This window comes from Devosia sp. P3_B2 (assembly GCF_056402875.1).
Window position 1 is genome coordinate 159,908 of sequence record NZ_JBFUGO010000009.1, and the last position, 25,816, is coordinate 185,723.

Sequence of the window (25,816 nt, forward strand, 5' to 3'; positions counted from 1 at the left end):
GCGCCCGGCTCAGGGAGGGCCAGGCGTGGGAGGACGGGCCGCGGGGAGGCGGCCGGCCGAACTCAGAGCTTCGAGACCGTGTTGGCTTCGCCAACGATTGCGATCACCGCCGCCTTGTACGCAGCCATTGCGTCCTCGGGGCTCGCTTCGCCCGAAACCACGCTCTCGGTCATGCGCTGGATCTCGGCCGAGACCTTGTTGTAGTTCGGGTCGTTCGGCCGGGCCGTCGTGATCGGCAGCAGCGATTCCTGTGTCTTCTGCAGGTACACGTTGTTCGGCGTCGCCACGTCGTCGCGAATGCGGCGGGCCTCACGGTAGCCCTGGAACGCGGTGAGCGATTCCTGGCTGTTCATGTAGCTCAGCAGCGCCCAGGCTTCCGCCGGGTTCTTGGTCGCGGGGTTGAGCACAAACCCCGTGCCGCCCGACACGGTCACATAGTCTTGCCCGCGATAGCCCTTGCCCGGCTCCTGCGCCGGCATCGAGGCCCAGGTCACTTCGGCGTCGCGGTTCTCGAGCCCGAATTCGGCGCCGGGCGCCATCACCGAGTTGAAGAACCAGTCGCCTTCGACCAGCAGTGCGGTCTTGCCGTCGCGGAAGTTGGTGAAAGTGCGGTTGCGGCCGTCACCGAGCAGTTGCGCACGCTGGTCGCCCAGCTGCTCGTCGACATAGATGGTCTTGTAGAGGTTGAGAGTATCGAGGATGCCCTGGCTTGAAACGATGTACTTGCCGCTCTCATCGACGACGCTTTCGCCCGTCCCGAGGATCGCCATGTAGTAGCCCTGCATAGTGGTGGCCTCGCCCATGTTCACGCCGGCATTGAGCTGCAGCGGAAACGAGTCGGGGTTGGCCTTCTTGATGGCGCGGGCGGCGTCGAGCAGTTCGGCCCACGACTTCGGCTGGAAGGTGTCCGGGTCGAGCCCGGCCGACTTCAGCAACTCCTTCCGCACGAAAATGGCGCGCACGTCGGTGCCGAGCGCCAGGCCATAGGCTTTGCCGCCATAGCTCATCAGCGACTTGGCGCCTTCCGAGATGTGGCTCCAGCCTTCCCAGCTGTTGACATCAGCGCCGGCCACTTCGTCGAGCGGCTTCAACAGCCCGCCTTCGACGAACGAGGGGATCAGAAAGCCATCGAACGCCGCAACGTCAGCGCCCGCGCCGGTCGAGAAATCGAGCGCCAGCTGCTGGGTCATCTGCTCGTCCTTGCCGCCGAACTCGTTCAGCGACACGGTGACGTCCTTGCCGTCGGCCTTCATCTTCGCGGTGAAGCCGGGGATCACGCTTTCCTTGATCCAGGTCGCGGTCTCGCTGTTCACGCCGCCGACGACGCAGCGGCAGATCACCGTTAGGTCGACCGCGAATGCGGGCGTGATCATCGTAGTGGCAGTAGCTAGGCCCAAATACAGGGCGCGCAGACGATTGCTCATCGCTTAAATTCCTCCCATGTGGCGCCGCTTTTCGGGCGCCGAATTGGCGATAGCGACGGTCAATCCTCCCCGCCGCAGCTCACGATCTCAGAATGAACACGCTTTCATTCATCGTCAAGCCGTAGAATGCCTGTTGCGAATGACAGCGATATGACGCGTCAGTAGAATGTTTGTTCCATTCGCGGTGGCGTCGGTCATTGTTCCGTAACATCATTGGTTTAGCCTATTCGTGCGCTGGATCGGCTTGACAGCGGCCGAAACGAACCGGCAGAACAGTTTTGCACACGATTTCAATCTAGGGCAGCAAGGCAGACCTTTTTGAGCGATCCGGCAACCCGCAACCGCAGCCGCGCCACCGCCGATATGGTGGCCCGCACGGCCAATGTTTCCCGCGTCGCCGTCAGCCGTGCCTTCAACCCGCACGCCTCGATCAAGCCGGAAAAGCGCGACCTGATTTTGAAGGTGGCGCAGGAGCTGAACTACACCCCGGACATGGCCGCCCGCTCGATGGTCACCGGCCGCTCGCACCTCGTTGGCATCATCGTGCCCGATATTTCCGGGCCGTGGGAAAGCCAGGAGCTCGACGCCATGACCACGGCGCTGCAGGCCGAGGGTTTTGCGACCCTGCTGTTCCGCACCCGCGATGACCTGTCGCTCGACGAAACACTGCTCACCTACATGAAGGGCTTCAACCCGGACTCGGTCATCGCCTATGCCGAGAACGTCCGCCCCACCACGCTCGCCCGCGTGCTCGATCGCGCCGTGCCGATCTACATCGGCTACCCCGACGAGGAGGGCGGCGAGGCCGAAGCCGCCCCACTGTTCGACCGGCTGGACGTGCTGCAGCGCGAGGGCATCGAGCAGGCTGTCGCGCTGATGCAGGGCTACGGCGCCAGGAAGTTCGCCTTCCTCGCCGGCAAGACCAACTCGCTCGCCACCCACTCGCGCGAGCGAATGGTCCGCAAGGTCCTCGCCGAGCGGGGCCTGCCGCCGCCCATCCGCATCCCGGGCGATTACACCTACGACACCGCCTATCGTGAGACGATCAACCAGTTCCGCGTCGGCGAGCCGGTCGATGCCATCTTCGCCGCTAATGACGTCGGTGCGTTCGGCGCCATCGACGCGCTGCGCCACGAACTCGGCCTGCGTGTCCCGCAGGACGTCAAGGTCGTCGGCTTCGACGACATCCACCAGTCGCACTGGAAAAGCTACAACCTCACCACCGTGCACCTCGATCTGCCCGAGCGCACCCAGGCCCTGCTGCGCCTGATCCTCCGCCGCCTCAAGAACCCCACCTCACCCTCGCTCACCGAAACCGTATCGACCCGCCTGGTCGTCCGCGGCACCGTGGGCTGATCGCCAGAGTTATGACCAAAAAGATCCACCTGGTCTTCAAGACCCACCTCGACATCGGCTTCACCGACCACGCGGCGAAAGTCCGCGCCCAGTATCACGACCGCTTCATCCCGCAGGCGATCGACACCGGCGAGCACTTCTTCGCCGAGGATCCGGCGAACCCGAAATTCATCTGGACCACCGGCGCCTGGCTGATCTGGGACCATCTCAACTCGCAGTCACCCGAGCGCGTGGAGCGCCTCGAGCGCGCCATCGATCGCGGCCTCATCCGCTGGCACGCGCTGCCCTTCACCACCCATTCCGAGCTGATGTCCCCGGCGGTGTTCCGAGCTGGCCTCAGCTACAGCCAGGAGCTCGACAAGCGCTTCGGCAAAGAGACGATTGCCTCGAAGATGACCGACGTCCCCGGCCACACCATCGGCATCGTGCCGCTGCTCGCCGAGGCCGGCGTCAAATTCCTGCATCTCGGCGTCAACTCAGCCTCGCCGCCGCCCGACGTCCCGGACGTATTCCGCTGGCGCGCCCCCGATGGCAGCGAAGTCGTCGTCATGTACCAGAAGACCTACGGCGAAACCTCCTTCCCGGAAGGGTTCGATACCGGCCTAGGCTTCGCCCACACCAACGACAACATGGGCCCGCAGAGCGTCCCGCAGACCGCCGACGCCTGGCGGGAACTGCAGCGCCACTACCCCGATGCCGAGATCGTCGCCTCGACCCTCGACGCCTATGGCGAAATCCTCTGGGCCCGCCGCGAGGAATTCCCGGTCGTCGACCTCGAACTCGGCGACAACTGGATTTTTGGCGCCGGCACCGACCCCGACAAGATCAAGCGCTTCCTGCACCTGCAGCGCCTCTACGATCGCTTCGCCGAGACCGAGCTCACCCCCAGCCGCCTCGCCTTCGGCCGCGGCCTCACCATGGTCGCCGAACACACCTGGGGCGTCGATATCAAGTCCTACCTGCGCGACGACAAGGCCTGGGACCGCCCGGCCTTCGAAGCCGCCCGCAAGACTGATCACCGCTTCCAGTACTCAGAAGCTTCGTGGGCCGAGCAACGCGCCTATCTCGACGCCGCCGTCGCCGAACTCGACCCCGCCGACCGCGCCCTCGCTGAGGCCCCCGAGGATCCGTCCATCGAAGGCAGCGGCTGGTTCGTCGAAACCGATCCCGCCACCGGAGACGTCATCCTCATCCGCTCCCCCGCCGGCGTCGAACTGCGCGGCGAGAACCACAGCCTCCTCGGCTACCGTTACGAGAGCTACGACGCCGCCGACATCGCGGCCCACATGGACACCTACCTGACGCACCGCGCCGAGTGGGCCATCCTCGACCACATCAAGCCCGGCCTCGACCGCGCCGCCACCGCCCGCTCGCAGAGCTTCGCCCCCAACGGCCAGCTCGAACTCGACCCGGCCGCCCACGCCCAACTCGGCGCGCCAGCCCGCGTCGTCTACCGCTTCCGCGCGCTCGACGACCGCCATCTCGAGATTTCAGTCGAGCTCATCGACAAGCCCGCCAATCGCATGCCGGAAGCGAGCTTCGTCACCTTCACGCCCGCAGGCCCGCACGACTGGCAGTTCCTCAAAACCGGCCAATGGCTGAACTCCAGCCATGTCGCCCCCAAGGGCGGTGGCCAATTGCAGGCCGTCGCTGCCGTCCGCGCGCCCGGCATCGAACTCCGCCCTCTCGACACCCCGCTTGTCGCCCCCGCGGCGACCGTGTTCATGCCCTTCAACCCCAACCCACCGGATTTCTCCGCCGGTCTGCGCTTCAACCTCCACAACAACAAGTGGGGTACCAACTTCCCCATGTGGTGGGGCACCGACCGCTTTGCGGCCCGGTTCGTGCTGGAGCTTAAGTAGTTTCCGCGCAGTCCCGCGACGTCCGCTGAAGCCGATGTTAACGATCGGGCGACTATTGTACTCCGATGGGACGCATCCAGAACCTGCCGGAAGATGAGCCGAAGCTGCTCCGCTTCGATCAAGGCGGCGCGCTGCTTCGCAAGGTCATCGAGAGCGCCGCCGTCGGCATGGCGCTGGTCGGCGTCGATGGCCGGCTACTCTATCTCAACAGCGCCTTCGCTGAGATGGTCGGCGGCAGCGTTGACGATTTCACAGGTGCGCAGCTAGCCGATTTCGCCCATCCCGACTGCGACGCCGCGCTGCCGCTTCACCTCGGCCGGCTGGTCGATGGCGAGGCCGAGGAACATCGCGCCGAGTGCCGCCTGAAGCACGCCGACGGCAGCGCCATCTGGGTCCTCGCCGTCGCCTCGGTCCTGCGCTCGGATACGACCGGCAGGCCGCTCTACGTCATCCTCCAGACCACCAATATCGATCGCCAGAAACGCGCCGAGGCTGCACTCGTCCATGCCGAAAGCCGCTGGAGCTTCGCCCTCGAGGCGGCGGGGCAGGGCGTATGGGATCACGATAAGCCCAACGACGACATGTTCTATTCGCGCACCTGGCGAACCATGCGCGGCTACCGCCCCGACGAGTGGGTCGATCCCGACCAGGAAGCCTGGCTGGCGCGCGTCCACCCCGACGACGTGCCGCGCATCCGCGCCAATGTCGACAAGCAGGATCTCGGCGAGGAGGGCTTCGAAACCCTCGAGTACCGGGAGCGCCATCGCGACGGCCACTGGATCTGGATCCTGAGCCGCGGCCGTCCGGTCGAGTGGGACGAAAACGGCGTCTCCACCCGCACCATCGGCACAGACACCGACATCACGCGCCTCAAGACCATCGAGGCTGAGCTCGCCGAGGAAAAGGAGCGGCTCAAGGTCACGCTCCAGTCGATCGGCGACGGCGTCATCTCCACCGACGACAAGCGCCGCGTCACCTTCATGAATACCGTCGCCGAAACGATGACCGGGTGGACCGTCGACGAGGCGATCGGCCGCCCGGTCGATCAGATCATTCCCATGGCCGAGGAGCGGACCGGTCGCATCGCCGCCAGCCCGGTCGCCCGGTGCCTCCTCACCGGCGACGTCACCTATGTCGACGAGGACGTCGTGCTCGAGTCGCGCGATGGGGCTCGCCGCGATATCCGTTGCTCGGCCGCGCCGCTGCGCACCCCCGAGGGCGCCGTGATTGGCGCCGTGCTGGTGTTCCAGGACGTCAGCTCGAGCCGTGCCCTGCAGCGCCAGCTTGCCCACTCGGCCACCCACGATGGTCTGACCGGCCTGCCAAATCGGGTCGCGTTCGAAAAAGCGCTCGGAACGGTAGCCGCGGAAGCCGCCCGCGAGCGCCGCCAGCACGCGCTGTGCTTCATCGACCTCGATCACTTCAAACCGGTCAACGACGGTGCCGGACATGCCGCGGGCGACGCGCTGCTGCGCAAGGTGGCAGCGGTGATCGGCAGCAGCTGCCGCCGGCAGGATTTCGCCGCTCGCATCGGCGGCGACGAGTTCACGATCCTGCTCTCCGACTGCCCGCTCGATGCCGCCAGCCGCGTCGCCGAAAAGATCGCCGCCGCGATCGCCGACATCGACTTCCAGGCGGGCGGTGCGGCCTACGGGATCGGCGCCAGCATCGGCATCACCTGCGTCGACGAAAACTCTCCTCCCACCGACGAACTCATGCGACGAGCCGACGAGGCCTGCTACACCGCCAAGGCGCTGGGTCGGGGCAGGGTGGTAGTGTACGAAGCAGCGTCCTAACCGAGCACGGACGCCGCGATAACCCCGGCAAATCCGACCAGTGCCACCGAAGCCACCCGCCGGACGATCCCCGCATTTCGCTCGCCTGACGCCGCCCCAATGGCGCGGCCCACCAGGATCCAGGCGAACCCCACACTCGGTACTGCCACAGCGAACGCCACGATGAACCAGGCAAGCGCAGGGTGCTCGGCCGGGAGGATGCTCAGCGCAAAGATCAGTGCCTTGGGGTTGAGCAGCGTGGTGATGAACACGCTGCGCACGCCGACCGTCTGCGCCCCGGTCAGCGCTTCATTGTCCCGCCACAGCCGGATCGCCACCCAGCCCAGGTACAGCACCACCGCGATCTTCAACCCGACCCCGACCAACGGATAAGCATGGATCACCGGCCCCAGCACGATGCGGATCGCCGCAATCGCAATCAGGTAACCGGCAAGTTCCCCGACGAGTAGCGGCAGCGAGCGCCGCACGCCCACCATCGCGCCAGACGTTGCCAGCAGCGTATTGGTCGGCCCGGGTGTGCCCAGGATCGTCAGCACGGCCAGCAAGAACAGGATCGGATCAGTCATTCGATAGTCGCCCTCGCGTCACGCGTGAGTCCAGCCGATCGGCGACCGGGGTGCAAGACCCTCAGCGGAGGTAGTGCGCCCGCATCTGCCGCGGCGTCAGCCCATAGGCGTTCCGGAACTGCACGTAGAACTGGCTCAGCGCCGTAAATCCGCTCTCGAACGCCACGTTCTCGATCGACAGGCTCCCCTCGAACAGCAGCGAGCGCGCCCGGATAAGCCGCATCCGCACGACGAACTTGTGCATCGGCACCCGCATCACCTCGGTGAACAGGTTGAGCGCATAGTTCGGGTGCAGCCCCACGACCTTCGCCACGTCCTCCGCCCGTAGCGGCTCCGACAGGTTCTCGAGAATGTGCCGGATCATCGCCACGACATAACGCAGCGGCGAGGCAGCGCGGGTCGACGATCCGACGCTCTCGATCCACGGCTCCATCAGCACGTCCCAGCCCGTCACCGCGGCGCGCCGCAGCATCAGCGCGATCTCTTCCTTGAGGATGTCGGTCCGCTCCGCATCGCCCGAGCGATAGTCGTGGTACCAGCGTCGGAGCGTGTCGTCGCCGATCGTCTCGGGGGGGAGCATCACCACGCCGCCACCCATCATGGTTTCGGTCAGCTTTCCGAGGTTGGGCATGTGCAGGAAGCTGTCGAGCGGCAGGTATACATTGCACTGGCGACTGTCGGCGTGAGGCCCCGTATCCAGCCCGACCGTCTGGTGCGGGATGCCGGCCCAAAACAGCACTAGTCGCTGTGGCGGAATCTTGAGCGGTCGCCCGTCGATGACGTAATCCATGCTGCCGGCGGTCAGCCAGTTGAGCTCGATATGCCCGTGGAAGTGTTCTTCCGGCATGATCTGTGGGTCGAACCAGCGGATGCCGAAGCGGCCAAAGGCTTGCATCTGCGCATAGAATCGCCGGTCAGGCCGCGGCACCGGGGCGGTCGCCTTCTCCCGTGGCTTGTTCGGCGAAAAGTGCTGGGGCTGCTCGGTCATCGGTCTCTGTGACAATCTGTAAAAACCGGAAATACTCATTCAGATAATCGGATTGTACGGTCCCGCGCAAGGTCTACCATTTTGAGGCTGGGGCAAGTGACGGTGGGTTGGAGGCCTGCCGCCGGACACGTGTTGTGTCGGCCTCGAGCCTAGGGAGGAAACATGCGTAAACACCTATTTGCCCTTGGCGGGGCAGGGCTTCTGCTTGGCGTCTCGATCATCGCCGCACAGGCCCAGATCGTTCCGCCCACCACGCCGCCCGATCCGCCGAAGTTCGATGCCCAGGGCACGCCCAACTTCGTCGGCATCGGTGACATCTATGAGTACAAGGCGCTGCCGGCTTACAACGAGCCGGAGTATGTGAAGGCCTTCGAGGCTGCAGGCAAACTGCCGCCGCTGGTCGATCGCCTGCCCAAGGAGCCGATGGTCTTCAAGTCGGCCAACATGCCCGATGGCATCGGCGTCTATGGCGACGTCATGCGCCATGTGATCGGCGGCCGGCCGGAAGGCTGGAACTATATGGCCGGCCAGTCGCAGGGCTGGGGCGGCATCGATATCGGCACCATGGAGTGCCTGACGCGTACGGCGCTGCTGTATGAGGTCAAGGCCGAAGACCTGGCGCCCATGCCCAACCTCGCCAAGAGCTGGGAATGGAGCGAAGACGGCCACAAGCTGACCATGCACCTCGTCGAAGGCGCCAAGTGGTCGGATGGTGTCGAGTTCACCTCGGAAGACGCCATGTTCTACTGGGAAGACAACGTCGTCGACCCGAACGTGACGCCGCTTAACGGCGCGTCGCCGGAAATGTTCGGCGAGGGCACCACGCTCGAGGCCCCCGACAAGTACACGCTGGTCTGGACCTTCAAGGAAGCGTTCCCGCGCCAGTACCTGTACCAGATGGCCTACGGCAACTTCTGCCCCGGCCCGGCGCACATCTTCAAGCCGCTGCATCCCAAGTACAAGGCCGGCGCCACGTACGACGAGTACAAGAACGCCATCAAGCCCGAGTACATGAACATCCCGGTGATGGGCGCCTGGGTCCCGGTCGAGTATCGGCCTGACGACATCGTCGTGCTGCGCCGCAACCCGTACTACTGGAAGGTCGACGATCAGGGCAACCAGCTGCCCTACCTCAATGAAGTCCAGTATCGCCTGAGCACCTGGGCCGACCGTGACGTGCAGGCCGTGGCCGGCACCGGCGACTTCTCCAACCTCGAACAGGCCGAAAGCTATGTCGAGGCGCTGAAGCGCTCTGCCGATCCCAATGCTCCCGCCCGTCTTGCCTTCGGTGCCCGCACCATCGGCTACACGCTCTATCCGAACCTCTCTGGCAATGGCTGGGGCGAACCGGATGCGCGTCAGCAGGCGGTCCGCGAGCTCAACCGCAACGAAGACTTCCGCAAGGCGGTCACCTACGCGATTGATCGGCAGCGTCTGGGCGAAGCTCTGGTGAAGGGCCCGTTCACCGCCATCTACCCGGGCGGCCTCTATGCCGGCACGACGTACTACGACAAGGACTCGACCGTTTACTACCCGTACTCGCTCGAGTCTGCTAAGGAACTGCTGGCCAAGGCCGGCCTCGTGGATACGGACGGCAACGGCGTCGTGAACTTCCCCGCGGGCACCGCTGGTGGTGGCGACGTCGAGATCACGCTGCTCGCCAACGCCGACTACCAGACCGACAAGAACCTGGCGGAAGGCGTCATCGCGATGATGGAGCCGCTTGGCATCCGTGTCATCGCCAACTTCCTGACCGGTACGCAGCACGATGCAACCTACCAGTCCGGCAAGTTCGACTGGCGTGTTGCCCGTAACGGTTCGGAACTGATCTCCGTGGTCCAGAATACGACGGCGCTCGCGCCGACTGGTCCGCAGGTCAGCGGTTCGCACCGCGCCGGCACTGACGGCACGCTGGATCTGCTGCCGTGGGAGAAGGACCTGGTCGACACCGTCAACGCGTTCATCGCTACCGATGATTCCGCCAAGCGCCTCGATCTGATGAAGACGTACCAGAAGATCTATACCGAGAACCTCTTCGGTATCGGCCTGACGCAGTACCCTGGTGCGCTCATCATCAACAAGCGCTTCGCCAACATCCCGCCGGGTGCTCCGATCTTCATGTTCAACTGGGCTGAAGACAACATCATCCGCGAGCGCGTCTACGTTCCGGCTGACAAGCAGCAGGCTTACGAGCTGCATCCTGACACCCTCCCGGGTGCCCCTGGTTCTGCCGGCGCGGAATCCTTGTAACGCCCGCAACTGCAGACCAAAAGCGAGGGGGCTCTGGCTCCCTCGCCACCTCCCGCCTCACGAAGTGGAGGCTGGCCCGGCCTTAGGAGTTTCGAACATGCTGCAATTGCTGCGCTTCCTGGTGATGCGGATACTGGCAGCCGTGCCGATCCTTCTGGTGCTGAGCGTTGTCACCTTCGCCATCATCCAGGCCCCGCCGGGCGACTACGGCGACTACATCCGCTCCATGCTGATCAATCAGGGTGGCGCTACGATGGAAGAGGCTGAAAAGCAGGCGGAGATCTACCGCGAGCAGAACGGTCTCAACGACCCGCTCCCGGTCCAGTACATCAACTGGATGGGCGGCATCGTCACCCGCTTCGATTTCGGCCACTCGCTGTATTACAACAAGCCGGTCGGCGACGTGGTGGCCGAGCGCCTGCCGCGCACCATTATGCTGGCGCTGACTTGTCACCTGTTCGCGTCCGTCATCGGCATCGGCATGGGCATCATCGCAGCCACGCGACAATATAGCTGGGTCGATACCGCCTTCGGCATCATCTCGTTCCTCGGCATGACCGTGCCACGCTTCCTCCTGGCGCTGATCATCATCTACATCCTCGCCTTCAAGCTGAACGTGCAGGAGATCGGCAGCTTCTTCTCGTCGAGATACGGCGGCGCGCCGTGGAGTTGGGACAAATTCGTCAACCTCGTCTCGCACGTCTGGCCGGTGGTCTTTATCGCCACCTTCGGCGGGCTCGCCTACAACATGCGCGTCATGCGCGCCAATCTGCTCGATGTGCTGAACTCGCAATATGTCGAGACGGCGCGAGCCAAGGGCATGTCTGAAGGCGCGGTGATCATGAAGCATGCCGTCCCCAATGCCCTGCATCCGCTTATCGCCTACCAGGGCGTGGCGCTGCCCTACATGCTCACCGGCGAAATCGAAGTTGCCATCGTCTTCGGCCTCGCCACCGTCGGCCCGGCGATCACCGGCTCGATGGCCGTGGGCGACGTGTACGTCACCGCCACCTTCGTCCTCGTGCTGGCCGTCACCCTGATGGTGGGCAACATCCTGTCTGATCTGCTGCTCGCTGCGGTCGATCCGCGCGTACGGCTCGGCGGGGAGAACCGCGAATGACCGATATCACCCACAAACCCATCCTGGCCGATACCGTCACCCCTCCCGCCGTCACGCCGCCGGCAGAGCCGGTCATCGCCGCCCGTTTCGCCCATGGCAACGAGACCTACATCACGCTGGTCTGGCGTCGCTTCCGCCGCTCTACCATGGGGATGATGGGCCTGACCCTGACCGTGGCGCTGCTGTTGATGGCTATCTTCGGCGATTTCTTCGCCCCGATGGACCCCAAGCGGGCCGAGATCGGTTTCGCGCCACCCGACCATGTCGAGTTCAGTGCGCCCGATGGCAGCTTCAGCCCGATCCCGTTCGTCTACCCGATCATCGAGACCGGCGAGTTCGACCCGGTCACCTTCCAGCCGATGACCGGCCCGGACAAGTCCAACCCCACCGAGCTCGGTTTCTTCGTCCGGGGGCACCGCTACAATCTGCTCGGCCTGATCCCGACCGATATCCACTTCTTCGGCGCCGTCGATGGCCGGCCGATCCACTTCCTCGGCACCGACAAGTTCGGCCGCGATATCCTGTCGCGCGGTATCGTCGGCTCCCAGATTTCGCTGACCATCGCGCTGGTGGTGGTGCTCCTGACCACGACGCTCGGCACGTTCGTCGGCATTGCCTCAGGCTATCTCGGCGGCAAGCTCGATACCTGGGTGCAACGCTTCGTCGAACTGGTGCTGGCTTTCCCGCAGCTCCCGCTCTACCTCGCGCTCACCTCGCTGATCCCGGTCACCGCCCCGTCCAATGTCTTTATCGCCTTCGTCATCGGGGTCATGGCGGCGCTCGGCTGGGCCCAGCTCAGCCGTGAAGTACGCTCCAAGACCTTGGCGCTGGCCCGCATCGAATATGTCCGCGCCGCCATTGCCGTCGGCTCGTCCGACATGCGGATTATCGGCCGGCATATCCTGCCTAACGTCTCCAGCCACCTGATCGTCGCGGTCACCATCGCGATCCCCAGCGTGGTGCTGCTCGAGAGCTTCCTCGGCTTCCTCGGCTTCGCCGTGAAGCCGCCGCTGATCTCCTGGGGCCTGATGCTGCAGGATACCGGTACCTTCTCGGTGATCGGCTCCTATCCCTGGATCCTCAGCCCCGTCGTCTTCGTCCTGATTACGGTCTTCGCCTTCAACGCGCTGGGCGATGGCCTGCGCGACGCGATCGACCCCTATTGAGTATGGCCATGAGCAACACCTCGAACGTCGATCTCGCTCCCCCCGAGCGCTATGACCTCGGCAGCCACGGCCGCGAGTTGATCCTCGATGCCCGCAACATCGCCGTCGACTTCAAGGTCGAGGGCGGCATCGTCAACGCCGTCCGCGACGTCTCCTTCCAGCTCCACAAGGGTGAGACCATCGCGCTGGTCGGCGAAAGCGGCTCGGGCAAATCGGTCACTGCCCGCACCGTCATGCGCCTCCTGACCCGGCGCGCCAAGATCGGCAAGCAGACCCGCATCAGCCTCGCCGGCAAGGACATCGTCAGCCTCAGCGATCCGCAGATGCGCAAGCTGCGCGGCAACGACCTGTCGATGATCTTCCAGGAGCCGATGAGCTCGCTGAACCCGGTCTACACCATCGGCCAGCAGCTCTGCGAAATCCTCCATCTGCACAACCGCATCAGCCGTCGCGAAGCCATGGACCGCGCCCGCGCGCTGCTCGAGGAAGTGCAGATCCCCGAGCCCGGCGCGCGCCTCCGCCAATATCCGCACCAGCTCTCCGGCGGCCAGCGCCAGCGCGTCATGATCGCCATGGCCCTCGCCAATCGCCCCGACGTGCTGATCGCCGACGAGCCGACCACCGCGCTCGACGTTACCGTGCAGGCCCAGATCCTGAACCTGATCAAGGATCTGAAGTCGAAGTACGGCATGGCCGTGATCCTGATCACCCACGACCTGACGATCGTCAAACAGTTCTCAGACTACGTCTATGTCATGCAGAACGGCCGGGTGCAGGAGCACAACACCACCGAGGCACTGTTCGCCAATCCGCGCCACAGCTACACCAAGCACCTGCTCGCCTCCGAGCCGAAGGGCGCGGCGAAACCGATTGAGGCCGACTCGCCGACCGTGCTCGAAGGCAAGGACGTGAAGGTCGCCTTCACGCTCAAGCGGGGCGGCTTCTTCAATCCCGATTTCTTCGAGTTGGTCGCCGTCGACAAGCTGTCGCTCAACTTGAAAAAGCACGAGACCCTCGGCCTCGTCGGCGAATCCGGCTCGGGCAAGACCACCTTCGGCCAGGCCCTCATCCGCCTCATCGCCAACCAGGGCGGCGAGATCCTGTTCGATGGGGAGCGGATCGACACCAAGGATCGGCAGGCCATGCGCCCGCTGCGATCCCGCATGCAGATCGTCTTCCAGGACCCCTTCGCTTCGCTGAACCCCCGCATGTCGGTGCGCCAGATCATCGAGGAAGGGTTGATCGTCAACAACCTCGGCGGCAACAGCCGCGAGCGCGGCGAACGCGTCCGTCAGGCCCTGCGCGATGCCGGAATGCCCGACACCATTCTCAACCGCTTCCCGCATGAGTTCTCGGGCGGCCAGCGCCAGCGCCTCGCCATCGCCCGGGCCATAGCGCTTGAACCCGAGTTTATCCTGCTCGACGAGCCGACTTCGGCACTCGACCTTTCGGTGCAGGCCCAGATCATCGAGCTGCTGCGCAAGCTGCAGGACGAGAAGGGTTTGAGCTACCTCTTCATTTCGCACGACCTCAAGGTCGTCAAAGCCCTCTGCCACAGGGTGATGGTCATGCAGTACGGCAAGATCGTCGAAGAGGGGCCGGTGAGCCAGGTGCTCGAAAACCCGCAAACCGAATACACCTCGCGGCTCGTTAGGGCCGCGTTTGAAATCGCGGCCTAGCCCGCCGACAGCCTTACGGAGACTCATTTCATGGCCAACCCAAAGATCACCTTCATCGGCGCCGGCTCGTCCGTGTTCATGAAGAACATTGTCGGCGACATCCTGCAGCGCGAGGCGTTGACCGGCGCCGAGATCCGCCTGATGGACATCAATCCGCAGCGCCTCGAAGAAAGCGCCATCATCGCCGGCAAGCTGGTGAACACCCTCGGCGTCCCCGCCACCGTGACCACCTATTCGAACCAGCGCGAAGCCCTCGACGGCACCAATTTCGTCGTCGTCTGCTTCCAGATCGGCGGGTACGAGCCCTCGACCGTCGTCGATTTCGAGGTCCCCAAGAAGTACAACCTGCGCCAGACCATCGCCGACACTCTCGGCGTTGGCGGCATCATGCGCGGCCTCCGCACCGTGCCGCACCTCTGGTCGATCTGCGAGGACATGCTCGAAGTCGCCCCCGAGGCGGTGATGCTGCAGTACGTCAACCCGATGGCCATCAACACCTGGGCCATCGCCGAGAAGTACCCCACCATCAAGCAGGTCGGCCTCTGCCACTCGGTGCAGGGCACCGCGATGGAGCTCGCCCACGACCTCGACATCCCGTACTCCGAGATCCGCTACCGCTCGGCCGGCATCAACCACATGGCCTTCTACCTGAAGTTCGAGCACCGCCAGGCCGACGGCTCCTATCGCGATCTCTACCCGGACCTCGTTCGCGCCTACCGCGAGGGCAGGGCGCCCAAGCCCACCTGGAACCCGCGCTGCCCCAACAAGGTGCGCTACGAGATGCTCACCCGCCTCGGCTACTTCGTCACCGAGAGCTCCGAGCACTTCGCCGAGTACACGCCGTACTTCATCAAGGAAGGCCGCGAGGACATCATCGAGAAGTTCGGCATCCCCCTCGATGAGTACCCCAAGCGCTGCGTCGAGCAGATCGCCAAGTGGAAGACCACCTCCGAGGAGTACCGCAAGGCCAACACCATCGAGGTCAAGCAGAGTAAGGAATATGCCTCCGAGATCGTCAACTCGGTCTGGACCGGCGAGCCCGGCGTCATCTACGGGAACGTGCGCAACAACGGCGTCATCACCAATCTGCCCTACAACGCCGCCGTCGAGGTCCCGTGCCTCGTCGATAGCTCGGGCATCCAGCCGACCTATATCGGCGACCTGCCGCCCCAGCTCACGGCCCTCATCCGCACCAACATCAACGTTCAGGAACTGACCGTTGCGGCGCTGATGACCGAGAACAAGGAGCACATCTACCACGCCGCGATGATGGACCCCCACACCGCTGCCGAGCTCGATCTCGAGCAGATCTGGAACCTCACCGACGACCTCCTCGCCGCCCACGGCGACTGGCTCCCGGAATGGGCGCGCCCGGCCAAGAAGCAGCGCGTCGCCTAAGGCTGGACTCGATCTTCGGATCCTCCCCCGCACGGCGGGGGAGGATCCACCCAACGAGCGCCACGCAAAACTATTTCTCCTCCCTAACTGAACCCGCGGGCGTCACCGCGGGTTTCCTTTTTGTCAGGGGCGGCGCCCCCTTTGCCGTCCCGCCAGTACGGGAGAACGGACATGAGGGTCAGCGAATGCATGAGCACCGGCGTCGAGATCGCCTCGCCGGATAACTCGATCCGCGACGTCGCGCGCACCATGCGCGAGATCGACGCCGGCTGCATGCCGGTCGGCGAAAACGATCGCCTTGTCGGCGTCATCACCGACCGCGACATCGCCATCCGCGCCATCGCCGAGGGCATGGGCCCCGAGACGCGCGTTCGGCAGGTGATGAGCCAGGACGTGCGCTGGTGCTACGAGGACGAGGAGATCGACGAAGTCTCCGAGCAGATGGCCGAATACAAGATCCGCCGCCTCCCGGTGCTCAACCGCGAAAAGCGTCTCGTCGGCATGATCTCGCTCGGCGACGTCTCGCTCGCCGACGGCTCCACCAGCGGCGAGGCGCTGAAGGAAATCTCCGAGCCCGGCGGCATGCACAGCCAGCACTAGAGCGACTGAGGCAGACGGCCCCCTCCCAAGGGAAGTGACGAGTCGAGGCTGTTGCCTGATCGTGCCCAACGAACCGGCGAAGCACCTCTCCCCTCGTGGGGGATAGGAGGGGTGTCTCTATCGGCTATCCACTCGAAACGCCCCCGGCGCCGCTCCGGTCAGCTTCTCGAACGCATGATTGAACGCCGCCTGGTCGAAATAGCCCAGCCGGTGCGCCAACTCGGTCAGCGAGTCCGGTGCCCCGGCATTTAGCGTTTCGACCGCCTCGAGCATCCTGTAGCGGTCGATCACCCACTTGGGCGACACCCCGACATACTCATCGAACAACCGCTGCAGCGCCCTGATGCCCATCCCGAAAGCCTCGGCCAGCGCCGACGCCGACGCCAGTTCGAGATTGGCTTCGGCAAATCTCACGATCCGCCGCGTCAGCCCGGCCTTCTCGTCCGGCTCCGGCAGTTGCGCCCTGAACATCTCCTCCATCCGCTCCGCCATCCCCACCGGATCGTTGAGCCTCAGGAACTCCTCCTCCAGTTCGCCCGACGTCCGCGAAAACACCGTCTCGACCGGCAGCGACGCATCCGTGAGCGCACTCACCGCTCGCCCGAAGAATGGCCGGAACGCCCCCGGCCAGAACTTCGTCGCGAACACCCGCCCCGACCCGTCGAGCGTCGTCTCGAAAACCCCAGTCGCTGCCCCGAAGATCCCGGTCTCGCCCCGCGAGTCGATCACCACATGCTGGTTCGGATGGCTGAGGTTGCGCTGCGTGTAGGGCGGCCGCCCACCGAGATCGTAGAGAACCATCCAATGGTGCTCGATCCAGTCCCTGAGGTCCTCCGACGGCTCGAACCGCGTCAGCTCGAAATGCTCGAAGCTGGTTTTCTTGTGCAGCAGCCCGCGCGCCGGCTTCATCGCCGGGTCGATCGGCTTGGGATCGCTACGTCTCATGTCGGCCCGCGTCAGCTCACGCCGCCCATCTGCGACGTCCGCACTACATGGTGCTGTACGAACTCCGTCCGCTCCACCAGGAACTCGTCGTCCTCGGGGTAGTATTGAGCCCGCTGATAGTCCTCGCCGGCAAAGCGCTTTACCGCCTCGATGTCGGTCCACCAACTGAGCGTCGTGACCGTGCTGAGGCCGCCGGGCTCTGCGCTCGTCAGGATCTGAAAGCCGAGATTGCCTTCAGTCGCGGCGTAATGAGCCCCGCCGGTTTCCTCGATATAGGCCACATAGCGCGCCTCGTCCGCGGTGCGGATACGGGCCGACCATTGCCGCAGGATCATCCGCCGATCTCCTCTGTCGCGAAACTACAATTGCCCGAACCGCCCGGCCGCTACGCTCCTCCCATCATCGGAAGGAACCGCTATGAAGACCGCCAAAGGCACGATTCTCCACAACAACTGGGACGAGAAGCCCTATCACGAAGCCGCCCCACTGAAATCGACCGAGGCGAAGATCGACATCATCATGCACGGCGCCATCGAAGCCACCGGCCCTGGTCGCTACCTGATGCAATACCCCACCGCCGAGACCTGCCATTATTCCGGCTACCTGGTCATGGACGGCGCGCTCGACGGCAAGGCCGGCCAGTTCATCATCTACGAGGTCGGCGACTGGACCAACGGCATCGCCGCCAGCAAATGGCAGATCGTCGAAGGCTCCGGCACCGGCGAGTTGAAGGGCATCACAGGGCAGGGCAGCTACGCCGCCGAACACGACAAGACCGTGCATTACGAGCTGAACTACGCGCTCTAAGCACCAGCCTCTCGGACATCTCCCCCTCGGCGGGGGAGAAAGCGAAAACTTGGGCTTAGCGCAGCTAAGTCCTTAGTTTTCGCAAGAGAGGGGGTGCGGAGCCATCGTGCCTCCCAGTATCCCCTCTCTTGCGATTTCTAAGGCTTAGCGAAGGGCTAAGCCCAAGAAATCGCTTTCCTCCCGCAGGGGGAGAGATGAAGGTGGGCATCACCCCATCCCCCGCACAATCTCCAAAAACTCCGCATGCCCCAGCGCCTTGCTGGCCGCCTGCTTGTATTCCTTCACCAGCCCCTCATGCGTCTCCCGCGCGAACTTCCGCAATTTCGGATCGCGCGCCATCTCCGCCTTAGCGACCGCCGGATCGAGCAGCCCGAGCCCGTCCAGCACCGGATAGTGCAGTTGCGTCTCTACGTGCGGCAGCCCGAACAGATAGTCCGGGAAATGCTCGCGCCGCGGCATTTCCGTCCGCCACCGCGCCAGCCGCTCCTTCGTCTCCGGATGAATCCGGTGCTCCCGCACCTCGCGCCAGAACGGCGTGTCGTCCCGCTCGGTCATGTAGTGCGTGTTGACGAACGTGCGGAAGTCATCGACCTGCCGCCCGACCCGCTTGTTGTAGTCGTCGCGCAGCGCCTGGGTCATCTTTCCGGGCTCGCGCAGGTACTGCCCCGCGAACATCATCATCTGGACGATTGTGCCGTGGATCGAGGTCGACTCGAGCGGCTCGAGGAAGCTCGAGCTCAGTCCCACGGCCACGACATTGTTGATCCAGGCCTTCTCGAGCCGCCCGATCTTGAACTGGATGTCGCCGCGCACCTCGATCTTGCGGCCCAGCACCCGCTCCACCTCGGCATGTGCCTCATCGGGCGTCCGGAACTCGTCCGAGTACACGTAACCGCAGCCATACCGGTACTGCGTTGGGATCTGCCACATCCACCCGGCTTCCTGCGCCCAGGCGCGGGTGTAGTTGGCGATCTCCTCGCCCGGCTCCACCGGTAGCCAGAAGGGCAGGGCCCGGTTCACCGGCAACTCGTGCTGATACGAAATCCACGGCGCCTGCATCTCGCCGACGATCAGGCGCTTCCGGAACCCCGTCGCGTCGATGAAGAAATCGCCCTCGAGCTTTTCCCCGTCCTCGAACACCAGCGCCGTGACGTCCCCGGTCTCGCCGTTCCGCTCAACGCCCGTCAGCACGTTGTCGACGATCTCGACGCCCTGCGACTTCTCTTTGAGGAACTTCCCCACCAGCGACTGGTCGAAGTGATAGGCCGGCAGGAACGGTCCCAGCGGCTGCAGCGATCCGTCCGCCTTCTGCGCCCACGGCGCCTTCTTCTGCTTCAGCAGCGGCCCGAACAGATGCATGTCCTGCACCGGCTCGTTCACCGACACCGCATAGACGTTGAGATAATCCGACGGCGCTCCTGGCGGGGGCCTCACGACCGCGTGCGGGTCATCGATCGGCCCGTAATAGGTGAAGCCCTTCCGCCGCCAGTCCTCGTGCCGGATGCCGAGCTTGTAGGTCGCCTCGGTCTTCCTGAAGAACTCGAAGATATCAATGCCGAAATGCGTCAGGAACACGTGGAAGGCGGCCGTCGTCGCCTCACCCACCCCCACGGTCGGGATCTTGCTGGACTCGACAACGCTGAGCTTCGCATCGAGCTTCAGCCGCTTGATCGAGTCCTGAATGATGAAGGCCGCGATCCACCCCGCCGTGCCGCCGCCCACGATAACGAAATGCGGTTGCCCCGCCATGATTGTAGTCCTCCCTGGCCGCAGGAAAGACGATGCGAGAGAGGCGAGCAAGGGGCTGAGTTCAGACGAAAGTCCGGAAACTACAGGTCGGCGCGTCGACCCCTAACGCCATCGGCAAGTTATCGTGGTGCGCCGCTCTGTTGTTGGCCGACCCCGATGTCGCTGTCATCCTCGAGCGGCACGTAAATCGACGCGACCACCGTCAGGATTACAAGACACGCGCCTACCAGGACCAACGCTGCGATGAAGATGCGGCGCCGGTGTATGGCGTCGGCAGGCAGTCGACTGCTAGGCGTCATAGTCCCCTCGACGAACACTGGACCACCGTGCCGCAGTGAACGTCAAATCACAGTAATACGTTCGAGTGGGTAAGCCGTTAAAGCCGGTAGACCCGCTCCGCGTTGCGCCAGAACAGCTTCTCCTGCTCAGCCATGCTCGCTCCGCTTACGATCTCCGTCGTGGCGTTCACCCACTTCGTCAAGTCCGCGAATAACGTCACCACGGGATGGTCGCTCCCCCACACCACGCGATCCCAGCCGAACGTTTCGATGACGAACTCGACATACGGCCGGATCGTATCCACCGTCCAAGTGTCGTCCACGTTGGCCAGAATCCCCGAAACCTTGCACACCACGTTCGGCAGCTCGGCCACCCGCTCGAGCCTCGTGGTCCAGCTCTCCCATTCCGCCTCGGCAATCTTGGGGTTGCCGCAGTGGTCGAGCACGAACTGCGTCCCGGGACACGCCTGGATCAGCGGCGGCGCCAGCATCAGCTCATGCGACTTCACGCAGATGTCAAAGGTCATGCCGTAGCGCGGCAGCAGCCGCACATTGTCGATGAAGGTCTGCGTTTGGCTGAGCTCCGCCGGCTGCCCCTGCAGCAGACGCCGGATGCCTTTCACCCTCCGGAGCGCCTGCATCCTCTCGAGATGCGCTTCGAACCCCGAATGCTCGGGCCGTCCACTGGCAATCGCCCCGACCACCCGGTCGAGCCCCAGCACGAACTCGGTCTCATTAGCGATCTGCGGCTCGGCGACGTCCACCTCCATATGTAACGCCGCCTCGATCCCAAGCGGCGCCGCTTCCTGCCAATAGCTCTCGACATGCCACGGCCTGTCGATCGCTGGCGCCCCGCTGAGCCACGGATAGGAGAATCTGTCAGGATAAATGAGGTGCAGGTGCGTATCGATAATGCGCATGAATCGCCATGAGGAATGAGTGTTTGCGGCCGCAAGCTAGCACGGGGCCGGCGACGGAACGCTAGTACCAAGGGCGATATGGCAACTGTGGCTAGCGCGGCGCCGTCAGGCTGTCCTCGATGCGCTCGACCAGGTCGTCGAACCGCGCTCGCTCAGCTTCCGGATAGCTGATCTCGAAAGCCGAAACCGCCGTTCCATCCCGGCTCAGCATGAATTTGGCGTAGAAAATCGTGGGTACCCCCTCGTTCTCGAGATAGCCCGAAAGCACGAACCACGACCGACCACCCGCTCGATAGGTTATGCGGCGCGACGGGTCCGCCGTTTCCATCATTGCCCGGAACTCCCCCGCCGAAAGCGCCTCCGGATTCTTCACGCCGAACACGTCGAGCTGAGCCTCGCCGCCCACCTCCGACAGTTCCAACCGGTCCGTCGCGTTCTCGTCCACCTCGAACAAACCGATCGGCAGCGAAACCGAGAACCCCGACTGAGGATGAACATAGCGCCGCCAGCTTTGCGCCTGGGCCGGAACCGCGCAAAAGACCAAAATGAGCAGCGCAATGGCGCGCAACACAGGCATGTCATCCTCCCCATGAAGAACGAGCCATCGCCCCTCAGCGTTCCGTTCCCCATGGCTGCTCACAGTTCGTCGGATTGTCCGGCAACAAGCAGGCCGTTCCTGTCGAGAAAGCTGGCGAAGTCGTCGGCGAGCGCCGCGGCACCAACCGGGTTCAGGTGGTCCCTATCGCGGAACAGAGCCAGCCCGTCGCGCTTGGGCGAGCAAACATCCTGCGCTGGCGGACAAAGCACCTCGAAGCTGTCGTACACAAACAGGTTGTCGTGAGCCGCCGCTGCCGGTCGCAGCATGCCCAGGACCTCGTCCACATGTCCCGCAAGTTGCTCCCGATTGACGTCACAGGGGGATAACAGGACGCACGCATTGATCACGTCGAAGCCGAACATTGGCGGCGGTCCCATCACCACGACCTTCGCACCGCGCACCGCCACCTGCTGCGCAAGGGCGCCTACATCGTCCACCCATCGGTTCAGTCCAGGCAGCGGGGCATGCTCGCCCTGCCGGTTGAGCATCAGCCGCGAGACCAGCAGGATGTCTCCCGGCTGGAGCCGGTTGAGAATCTCATTGTAGATGCGCTGTCGCGGCTCGAACTCGTTGCCGCGGGTCATCGGGAAGGCGACATCCACCGTCTCGATCAGGTGAACCCCGACGCCGGTCCTCTTATGCAGGCTGCGCAACAGCCCCCGTAGATGACCCGCGTGGCTGTCCCCCAGTGTCCAGATCGTTGGCAGGCCGGCCGCCGTCGGCGGTACCGTGCACCGCTCGAACATGTCGGCGGTCAACGGCCGTTTCTTGGCATCCACGACGCAGTCAGACCCATCGGAACCCGCCAGCGCGACGAAGGCCGCGGGTATGTTTCTGGCCCCTAGCGTCTCGATGCCAAGCGTATTTCTCGCCACCAGCAATCCCAGCAGCAGCGTCGCGCAAACACCCGAGGCCGCCAGGCCGGCTCCGACGGTACGCCACTTCATCCCGCCCCAGGGCGCGTGCCGCAGCGGCCGTTCGATTAGTGTGTACGACAGCACCGACAACCCGAAGATGGCGAGGATCTGGAAGGGCACCGTCCACGGGTGGACGCCCACGACCCATCGGCTCAGGCTGAGCACGCTCCAGTGCCAGAGATAGAGCGAGTACGAGATCTTGCCGACATAGACCGCCGCAGGGTGGGAGAGCACCGAGTAGGCTTTCGCGCCCGGACGCACAGATGCCATAAGCCCGAGGGTCGTACCTACCACGCTGATCGTCACCAGCGCCTGCTGGTCGCGTGGCGCGAACAGCAGCGCCAGCGCTGCCCCGAGAAAAACCGGCGCCAGCGGCAGGGGCGCCTCGACGGCGCCCTGCTTGCGGCTACTCATCCATTCATAGAGCAGCGCACCCGCCGCCAGTTCCCAAAACCGAGCCGGCATAGAAAAATAGGTCAGCTTCGCCGCCGGAGAGTTCGTGCCAACGACGAATGCGGCCAGCGAAGCGGCGGACAGCAGCAACATCGCGACTGGATAGATCCGCGTCCCGGCCCACCTGGACCTCAAGCCGATCCAGAACAGCACCGGAAACACCAGATAGAACTGCTCCTCCACGCCCAGCGACCAGGTCTGAGCGAAGGCATTGAGGTCCGTCGATCGCGAGAAATAGTCGGTCTCCTCCAGTGCGAGCGTGATGTTGGAGATGCCGAACAGCGCCGCGCCGCCAGTGCTCAGCGAACTCATCGGCGTCGCGTCGACGGCAAGCACAACGATGCCCGTCAGCAACACGCAGGCAATGAGCGCGGGCAGGATCCGCTTCACCCGCCGCACATAAAAGTCCCGCAGGAACCCCGATAATCTGGCCCCGCCATAGGCAGCCAGCGAGCCGCTGATCACGTATCCGGAAATGACGAAGAAGATGTCGACCCCGAGAAATCCGCTCGGCAGCAAGTCGCGACTGAAGTGATGCACGATCACGGCGAGCACAGCGAACGCCCGCAGCCCGTCGATGTCCGGCCGGTAAGCGGCAATCCCTCGCGCCGGCCGCTCAGCCAGCACCGTTCTGCCCTCTGCAAGAGATGCGCTCATCGCTTCCAACCGGAGTGCGGGTGGGCTGCAACGTGCCAGCAGTTGCTTGCGATTCTGTTGATGTGTGGGGTCGGCGCTTACCAATCGTTGTTGGCTTTACTGCTATGCCGCCACCAAAGGGGTAGTCGCGGTGGACAAGTCAGCAATTGCGAGGGCGCGAGGGATCGGCATTATCGCGGTCGTCTACGGCCACGCTGCCCCCGGATACTGGATTCCGGTCTACCTCTTCCATATGCCCTTGTTCTTCCTGCTCGGCGGCTTGACCATCAGCCGCGAGCGCTCGTGGCGGCAGGTGCTGCGCTTTGTCCTCGTCGACATGTTGCTGTTCGCCGCCGCCGCGACCCTGTTCTACCAGCTGGTAGCGCTCGCTCTCGATCCGCTCGTGCCCGTCTACCACCGCTTTGAGGGTCTCCAACTGAGCACCTTCACCACCGACATCCTCGTCTATACCGGCCATCATGTGAAATTCGCGCTGACCGCCTGGTTCCTCGTCGCCTATGCCGGAGCGACGCTGCTCACCGAGCTGCTCATCCGCCTCGTCCCACCACGCCTTGAAACCCGCCTGCTGCCCATCGCCGCCATCGCGCTGCTGGTGGTCGGGATCGAGGTGCTGGCGCCGCAGTTCCGCAACAATCCGGAGAGCTGGTACTTCAATCAGCTCTCGCAATATTGCGTCGGGTCGGCATTCATGCTGGTCGGCTACCTGCTGCAGCGCGCCGACCGCCTGCTGAAGCTGCTGTTCCACCCAGTCGCGCTGGTGGCTACGGCGGTGGCATTCACCGCTGCTGTCATCCTCGTGACACCGCGCGTCCCGACCATGGTTTTCAGCGATTATCCACTCGGGCTCGGGCTGTTCGTGCTCTTCAGCACGCTGGGCGTCGCCTGTACCCTGCAATTGGCCGCCGCTCTGAAGGCCCCAGTACTGGCCTCGCTGGGGCGGGCCAGCAAACACGTGATGATGCACCACCTGTTCGTCTTCGCCCTGGTGAACTTCGCCTTCGTGGCGGCCGGCCTCATGACGCTCGAGCAGATCACCGGCGTCTACACCAAGTTCAACCTGCCCACGACCTGGCTTGTCTACACCACCCTCGGCGTCGCGTTGCCCTGGCTCGGCATCGGCCTGTGGCACCGGCTGCGCAAACCCGCCCACCCGGACCAGGCACCCGTCACGACCGCCTGACCTACAGCTTGACCGCCAGCCCCGTCCGGATGCTCTCGTCCGCCGCGATACAAATGCGCAGCGACTGCACTGCATCGTTCATGTGCCGGCTGAGGTCGATGTCCTCGGTGATCGCGCGGTAGACAAAATCCTGCTCCCGCGCGCAGAGCGCATCATGATGCGGCTCGCCCTGCATCGAGATGTACTCGTCGGCCCGCGCAAATGCCCCGTCGGCGCCCAGCTCCGCCCGGTGCACGCGGATCTGGTCGGTCCGGGTATGGGTATCGAGATCGTCCGATTTCGCGCCCGGCTCCATGACGATCGACACCGCGCCATTCGGGGTCATCACGTCCTTGATGAAGAACGCCGTCTCCGAGACCATCGGTCCCCAAGCCGCCTCGTACCAGCCACGCGAGCCATCCTCGAACAGCACCTGCAGCGCCCCATAGTTGTACATGTCCGGCGCAATCTCGTCCGACAGCCGCACCCCCATGCCGCGCACCTCGACCGGCCGCGCATCGGTGATCTGGCACATCACATCCACATAGTGCACGCCGCAGTCGACGATCGGCGATGTCGTCTCCATCAGCGTCTTGTGCGTCCGCCAGTTCTCCCCGCTCGATTGCTGGTTGAGATTCAGCCGGAACGCGTACGGCCCGCCGAGTTTCCTCGCCTCCTCGATGAACCGGATCCAGCTCGGGTGATGCCGGAGGATATAGCCCACCACCAGCTTCCGCCCGTTGGCCTTGGCCGCCGCCACCACCCGCTCGGCATCCGCCACCGTCATCGCCAGCGGCTTTTCGACGAACACGTGCGCGCCCTGTTCCAGCGCCATCACCGCGTAGTCGGCATGCGTGTCGGTATAGGTGTTGACCGAAACCAGGTCCGGCTTCAGCTCCCGCAGCGCTCCGTCAAAGTCCGGCCGAACTGCGTAACCCGCCAGCTCCGACTCGAGCTTCGGCGCCCGCCGGTTCACCAGCCCGACAATCTCGAACCCCGGATGCCGATGATAAGCCAGCGCATGACTGCGCCCCATGTTGCCCAACCCGGCGACGAGAACACGCACAGTCATTCTTCTTGGCTCCAAACACAGCTATCTCGGCGATCCTCCCCCGCGTGGCGGGGGAG

Annotated in this window: 21 protein-coding genes; 11 read left to right on the forward strand and 10 right to left on the reverse strand. The window is 64.3% G+C overall.

What is annotated here, in order from left to right:
* Window positions 1-62: 62 nt before the first annotated feature.
* Complete coding sequence (locus AC1DV8_RS14705) at window positions 63-1,424, reverse strand: extracellular solute-binding protein (RefSeq protein ID WP_477157973.1); 1,362 nt, start codon at window positions 1,422-1,424, stop codon at window positions 63-65.
* 318 nt (window positions 1,425-1,742) lie between these two features.
* Between AC1DV8_RS14705 and AC1DV8_RS14710 the strand changes: the two genes are divergently transcribed.
* The 3 genes from AC1DV8_RS14710 (at window position 1,743) to AC1DV8_RS14720 (ending at window position 6,438) form a co-directional block, all read left to right on the forward strand.
* Window positions 1,743-2,780: a LacI family DNA-binding transcriptional regulator gene (locus AC1DV8_RS14710; protein ID WP_477151243.1), complete on the forward strand. Its 1,038-nt coding sequence runs from the start codon at window positions 1,743-1,745 to the stop codon at window positions 2,778-2,780.
* A gap of 11 nt (window positions 2,781-2,791) precedes the next feature.
* Entirely contained in the window at window positions 2,792-4,642 is a 1,851-nt protein-coding gene (locus tag AC1DV8_RS14715; protein WP_477157974.1) for a DUF5054 domain-containing protein, read from the forward strand.
* Window positions 4,643-4,707: 65 nt separating this feature from the next.
* Window positions 4,708-6,438 (forward strand): PAS domain S-box protein, encoded by a 1,731-nt coding sequence (locus tag AC1DV8_RS14720; protein ID WP_477157975.1) that lies wholly within the window; start codon window positions 4,708-4,710, stop codon window positions 6,436-6,438.
* Here the strand turns inward: AC1DV8_RS14720 and AC1DV8_RS14725 are convergent.
* Window positions 6,435-7,004 carry a LysE family translocator gene (locus tag AC1DV8_RS14725; RefSeq protein ID WP_477157976.1) on the reverse strand — a complete coding sequence of 190 codons (570 nt, stop codon included), beginning with the start codon at window positions 7,002-7,004 and terminating at the stop codon, window positions 6,435-6,437. The two genes, AC1DV8_RS14720 and AC1DV8_RS14725, sit on opposite strands and share 4 nt — an antisense overlap.
* A gap of 61 nt (window positions 7,005-7,065) precedes the next feature.
* Entirely contained in the window at window positions 7,066-7,992 is a 927-nt protein-coding gene (locus AC1DV8_RS14730; protein WP_477157977.1) for a helix-turn-helix domain-containing protein, read from the reverse strand.
* A 162-nt stretch (window positions 7,993-8,154) separates the two neighbouring features.
* On the opposite strand from AC1DV8_RS14730, the gene AC1DV8_RS14735 reads away from it, so the two are divergent.
* The 6 genes from AC1DV8_RS14735 to AC1DV8_RS14760 all read left to right on the forward strand — a co-directional run bounded on the left by AC1DV8_RS14735 (window position 8,155) and on the right by AC1DV8_RS14760 (window position 16,205).
* Window positions 8,155-10,242, forward strand: coding sequence for an ABC transporter substrate-binding protein (locus tag AC1DV8_RS14735; RefSeq protein ID WP_477151238.1), 2,088 nt, complete (start codon window positions 8,155-8,157; stop codon window positions 10,240-10,242).
* Window positions 10,243-10,348: 106 nt separating this feature from the next.
* Window positions 10,349-11,362 (forward strand): ABC transporter permease, encoded by a 1,014-nt coding sequence (locus AC1DV8_RS14740; RefSeq protein ID WP_477151378.1) that lies wholly within the window; start codon window positions 10,349-10,351, stop codon window positions 11,360-11,362.
* 20 nt (window positions 11,363-11,382) lie between these two features.
* Entirely contained in the window at window positions 11,383-12,528 is a 1,146-nt protein-coding gene (locus AC1DV8_RS14745) for an ABC transporter permease (RefSeq protein WP_477151377.1), read from the forward strand.
* Between the two features lie 8 nt (window positions 12,529-12,536).
* Window positions 12,537-14,207: an ABC transporter ATP-binding protein gene (locus AC1DV8_RS14750; RefSeq protein ID WP_477157978.1), complete on the forward strand. Its 1,671-nt coding sequence runs from the start codon at window positions 12,537-12,539 to the stop codon at window positions 14,205-14,207.
* Window positions 14,208-14,237: 30 nt separating this feature from the next.
* The gene (gene melA / locus AC1DV8_RS14755; RefSeq protein ID WP_477151236.1) at window positions 14,238-15,605 is read left to right on the forward strand and encodes an alpha-galactosidase; all 1,368 of its coding nucleotides are present in this window, start codon (window positions 14,238-14,240) and stop codon (window positions 15,603-15,605) included.
* 171 nt (window positions 15,606-15,776) lie between these two features.
* Window positions 15,777-16,205: a CBS domain-containing protein gene (locus tag AC1DV8_RS14760; RefSeq protein WP_477151235.1), complete on the forward strand. Its 429-nt coding sequence runs from the start codon at window positions 15,777-15,779 to the stop codon at window positions 16,203-16,205.
* A 117-nt stretch (window positions 16,206-16,322) separates the two neighbouring features.
* Here AC1DV8_RS14760 and AC1DV8_RS14765 read toward each other — a convergent pair whose 3' ends face one another.
* Together AC1DV8_RS14765 and AC1DV8_RS14770 are read right to left on the reverse strand one after the other, a co-directional pair.
* Window positions 16,323-17,150, reverse strand: a complete 828-nt coding sequence (locus AC1DV8_RS14765; RefSeq protein ID WP_477157979.1) for an AraC family transcriptional regulator — start codon at window positions 17,148-17,150, stop codon at window positions 16,323-16,325.
* Window positions 17,151-17,161: 11 nt separating this feature from the next.
* Window positions 17,162-17,485, reverse strand: a complete 324-nt coding sequence (locus AC1DV8_RS14770; RefSeq protein ID WP_477151233.1) for a hypothetical protein — start codon at window positions 17,483-17,485, stop codon at window positions 17,162-17,164.
* 82 nt (window positions 17,486-17,567) lie between these two features.
* Here AC1DV8_RS14770 and AC1DV8_RS14775 point away from each other — a divergent pair, with 82 nt between their 5' ends.
* Window positions 17,568-17,957, forward strand: a complete 390-nt coding sequence (locus AC1DV8_RS14775) for a DUF3224 domain-containing protein (RefSeq protein ID WP_477157980.1) — start codon at window positions 17,568-17,570, stop codon at window positions 17,955-17,957.
* 207 nt (window positions 17,958-18,164) lie between these two features.
* Here the strand turns inward: AC1DV8_RS14775 and AC1DV8_RS14780 are convergent, their stop codons facing one another.
* The 4 genes from AC1DV8_RS14780 to AC1DV8_RS14795 form a co-directional block, all read right to left on the reverse strand.
* Window positions 18,165-19,706, reverse strand: a complete 1,542-nt coding sequence (locus AC1DV8_RS14780; RefSeq protein ID WP_477157981.1) for a tryptophan halogenase family protein — start codon at window positions 19,704-19,706, stop codon at window positions 18,165-18,167.
* A gap of 376 nt (window positions 19,707-20,082) precedes the next feature.
* Entirely contained in the window at window positions 20,083-20,904 is an 822-nt protein-coding gene (locus AC1DV8_RS14785) for an amidohydrolase family protein (RefSeq protein WP_477157982.1), read from the reverse strand.
* 91 nt (window positions 20,905-20,995) lie between these two features.
* The gene (locus AC1DV8_RS14790) at window positions 20,996-21,481 is read right to left on the reverse strand and encodes a hypothetical protein (protein ID WP_477157983.1); all 486 of its coding nucleotides are present in this window, start codon (window positions 21,479-21,481) and stop codon (window positions 20,996-20,998) included.
* Window positions 21,482-21,540: 59 nt separating this feature from the next.
* Entirely contained in the window at window positions 21,541-23,529 is a 1,989-nt protein-coding gene (locus AC1DV8_RS14795; RefSeq protein ID WP_477157984.1) for an acyltransferase family protein, read from the reverse strand.
* Window positions 23,530-23,659: 130 nt separating this feature from the next.
* Between AC1DV8_RS14795 and AC1DV8_RS14800 the strand changes: the two genes are divergently transcribed.
* The gene (locus AC1DV8_RS14800) at window positions 23,660-24,709 is read left to right on the forward strand and encodes an acyltransferase family protein (protein WP_477157985.1); all 1,050 of its coding nucleotides are present in this window, start codon (window positions 23,660-23,662) and stop codon (window positions 24,707-24,709) included.
* Window position 24,710: 1 nt separating this feature from the next.
* On the opposite strand, the gene AC1DV8_RS14805 is transcribed toward AC1DV8_RS14800, so the two are convergent.
* Entirely contained in the window at window positions 24,711-25,760 is a 1,050-nt protein-coding gene (locus AC1DV8_RS14805) for a Gfo/Idh/MocA family protein (RefSeq protein ID WP_477157986.1), read from the reverse strand.
* Between the last annotated feature and the right edge of the window lie 56 nt (window positions 25,761-25,816).

Coding starts and splice junctions, on each gene's coding strand:
- AC1DV8_RS14705 (WP_477157973.1), bottom strand. CDS start 1,424: ATGAGCAATCGTCTGCGCGCCCTGTATTTGGGCCTAGCTACTGCCACT.
- AC1DV8_RS14715 (WP_477157974.1), top strand. CDS start 2,792: ATGACCAAAAAGATCCACCTGGTCTTCAAGACCCACCTCGACATCGGC.
- AC1DV8_RS14720 (WP_477157975.1), top strand. CDS start 4,708: ATGGGACGCATCCAGAACCTGCCGGAAGATGAGCCGAAGCTGCTCCGC.
- AC1DV8_RS14725 (WP_477157976.1), bottom strand. CDS start 7,004: ATGACTGATCCGATCCTGTTCTTGCTGGCCGTGCTGACGATCCTGGGC.
- AC1DV8_RS14730 (WP_477157977.1), bottom strand. CDS start 7,992: ATGACCGAGCAGCCCCAGCACTTTTCGCCGAACAAGCCACGGGAGAAG.
- AC1DV8_RS14735 (WP_477151238.1), top strand. CDS start 8,155: ATGCGTAAACACCTATTTGCCCTTGGCGGGGCAGGGCTTCTGCTTGGC.
- AC1DV8_RS14750 (WP_477157978.1), top strand. CDS start 12,537: ATGAGCAACACCTCGAACGTCGATCTCGCTCCCCCCGAGCGCTATGAC.
- melA (WP_477151236.1), top strand. CDS start 14,238: ATGGCCAACCCAAAGATCACCTTCATCGGCGCCGGCTCGTCCGTGTTC.
- AC1DV8_RS14760 (WP_477151235.1), top strand. CDS start 15,777: ATGAGGGTCAGCGAATGCATGAGCACCGGCGTCGAGATCGCCTCGCCG.
- AC1DV8_RS14765 (WP_477157979.1), bottom strand. CDS start 17,150: ATGAGACGTAGCGATCCCAAGCCGATCGACCCGGCGATGAAGCCGGCG.
- AC1DV8_RS14770 (WP_477151233.1), bottom strand. CDS start 17,485: ATGATCCTGCGGCAATGGTCGGCCCGTATCCGCACCGCGGACGAGGCG.
- AC1DV8_RS14775 (WP_477157980.1), top strand. CDS start 17,568: ATGAAGACCGCCAAAGGCACGATTCTCCACAACAACTGGGACGAGAAG.
- AC1DV8_RS14780 (WP_477157981.1), bottom strand. CDS start 19,706: ATGGCGGGGCAACCGCATTTCGTTATCGTGGGCGGCGGCACGGCGGGG.
- AC1DV8_RS14785 (WP_477157982.1), bottom strand. CDS start 20,904: ATGCGCATTATCGATACGCACCTGCACCTCATTTATCCTGACAGATTC.
- AC1DV8_RS14790 (WP_477157983.1), bottom strand. CDS start 21,481: ATGCCTGTGTTGCGCGCCATTGCGCTGCTCATTTTGGTCTTTTGCGCG.
- AC1DV8_RS14795 (WP_477157984.1), bottom strand. CDS start 23,529: ATGAGCGCATCTCTTGCAGAGGGCAGAACGGTGCTGGCTGAGCGGCCG.
- AC1DV8_RS14805 (WP_477157986.1), bottom strand. CDS start 25,760: ATGACTGTGCGTGTTCTCGTCGCCGGGTTGGGCAACATGGGGCGCAGT.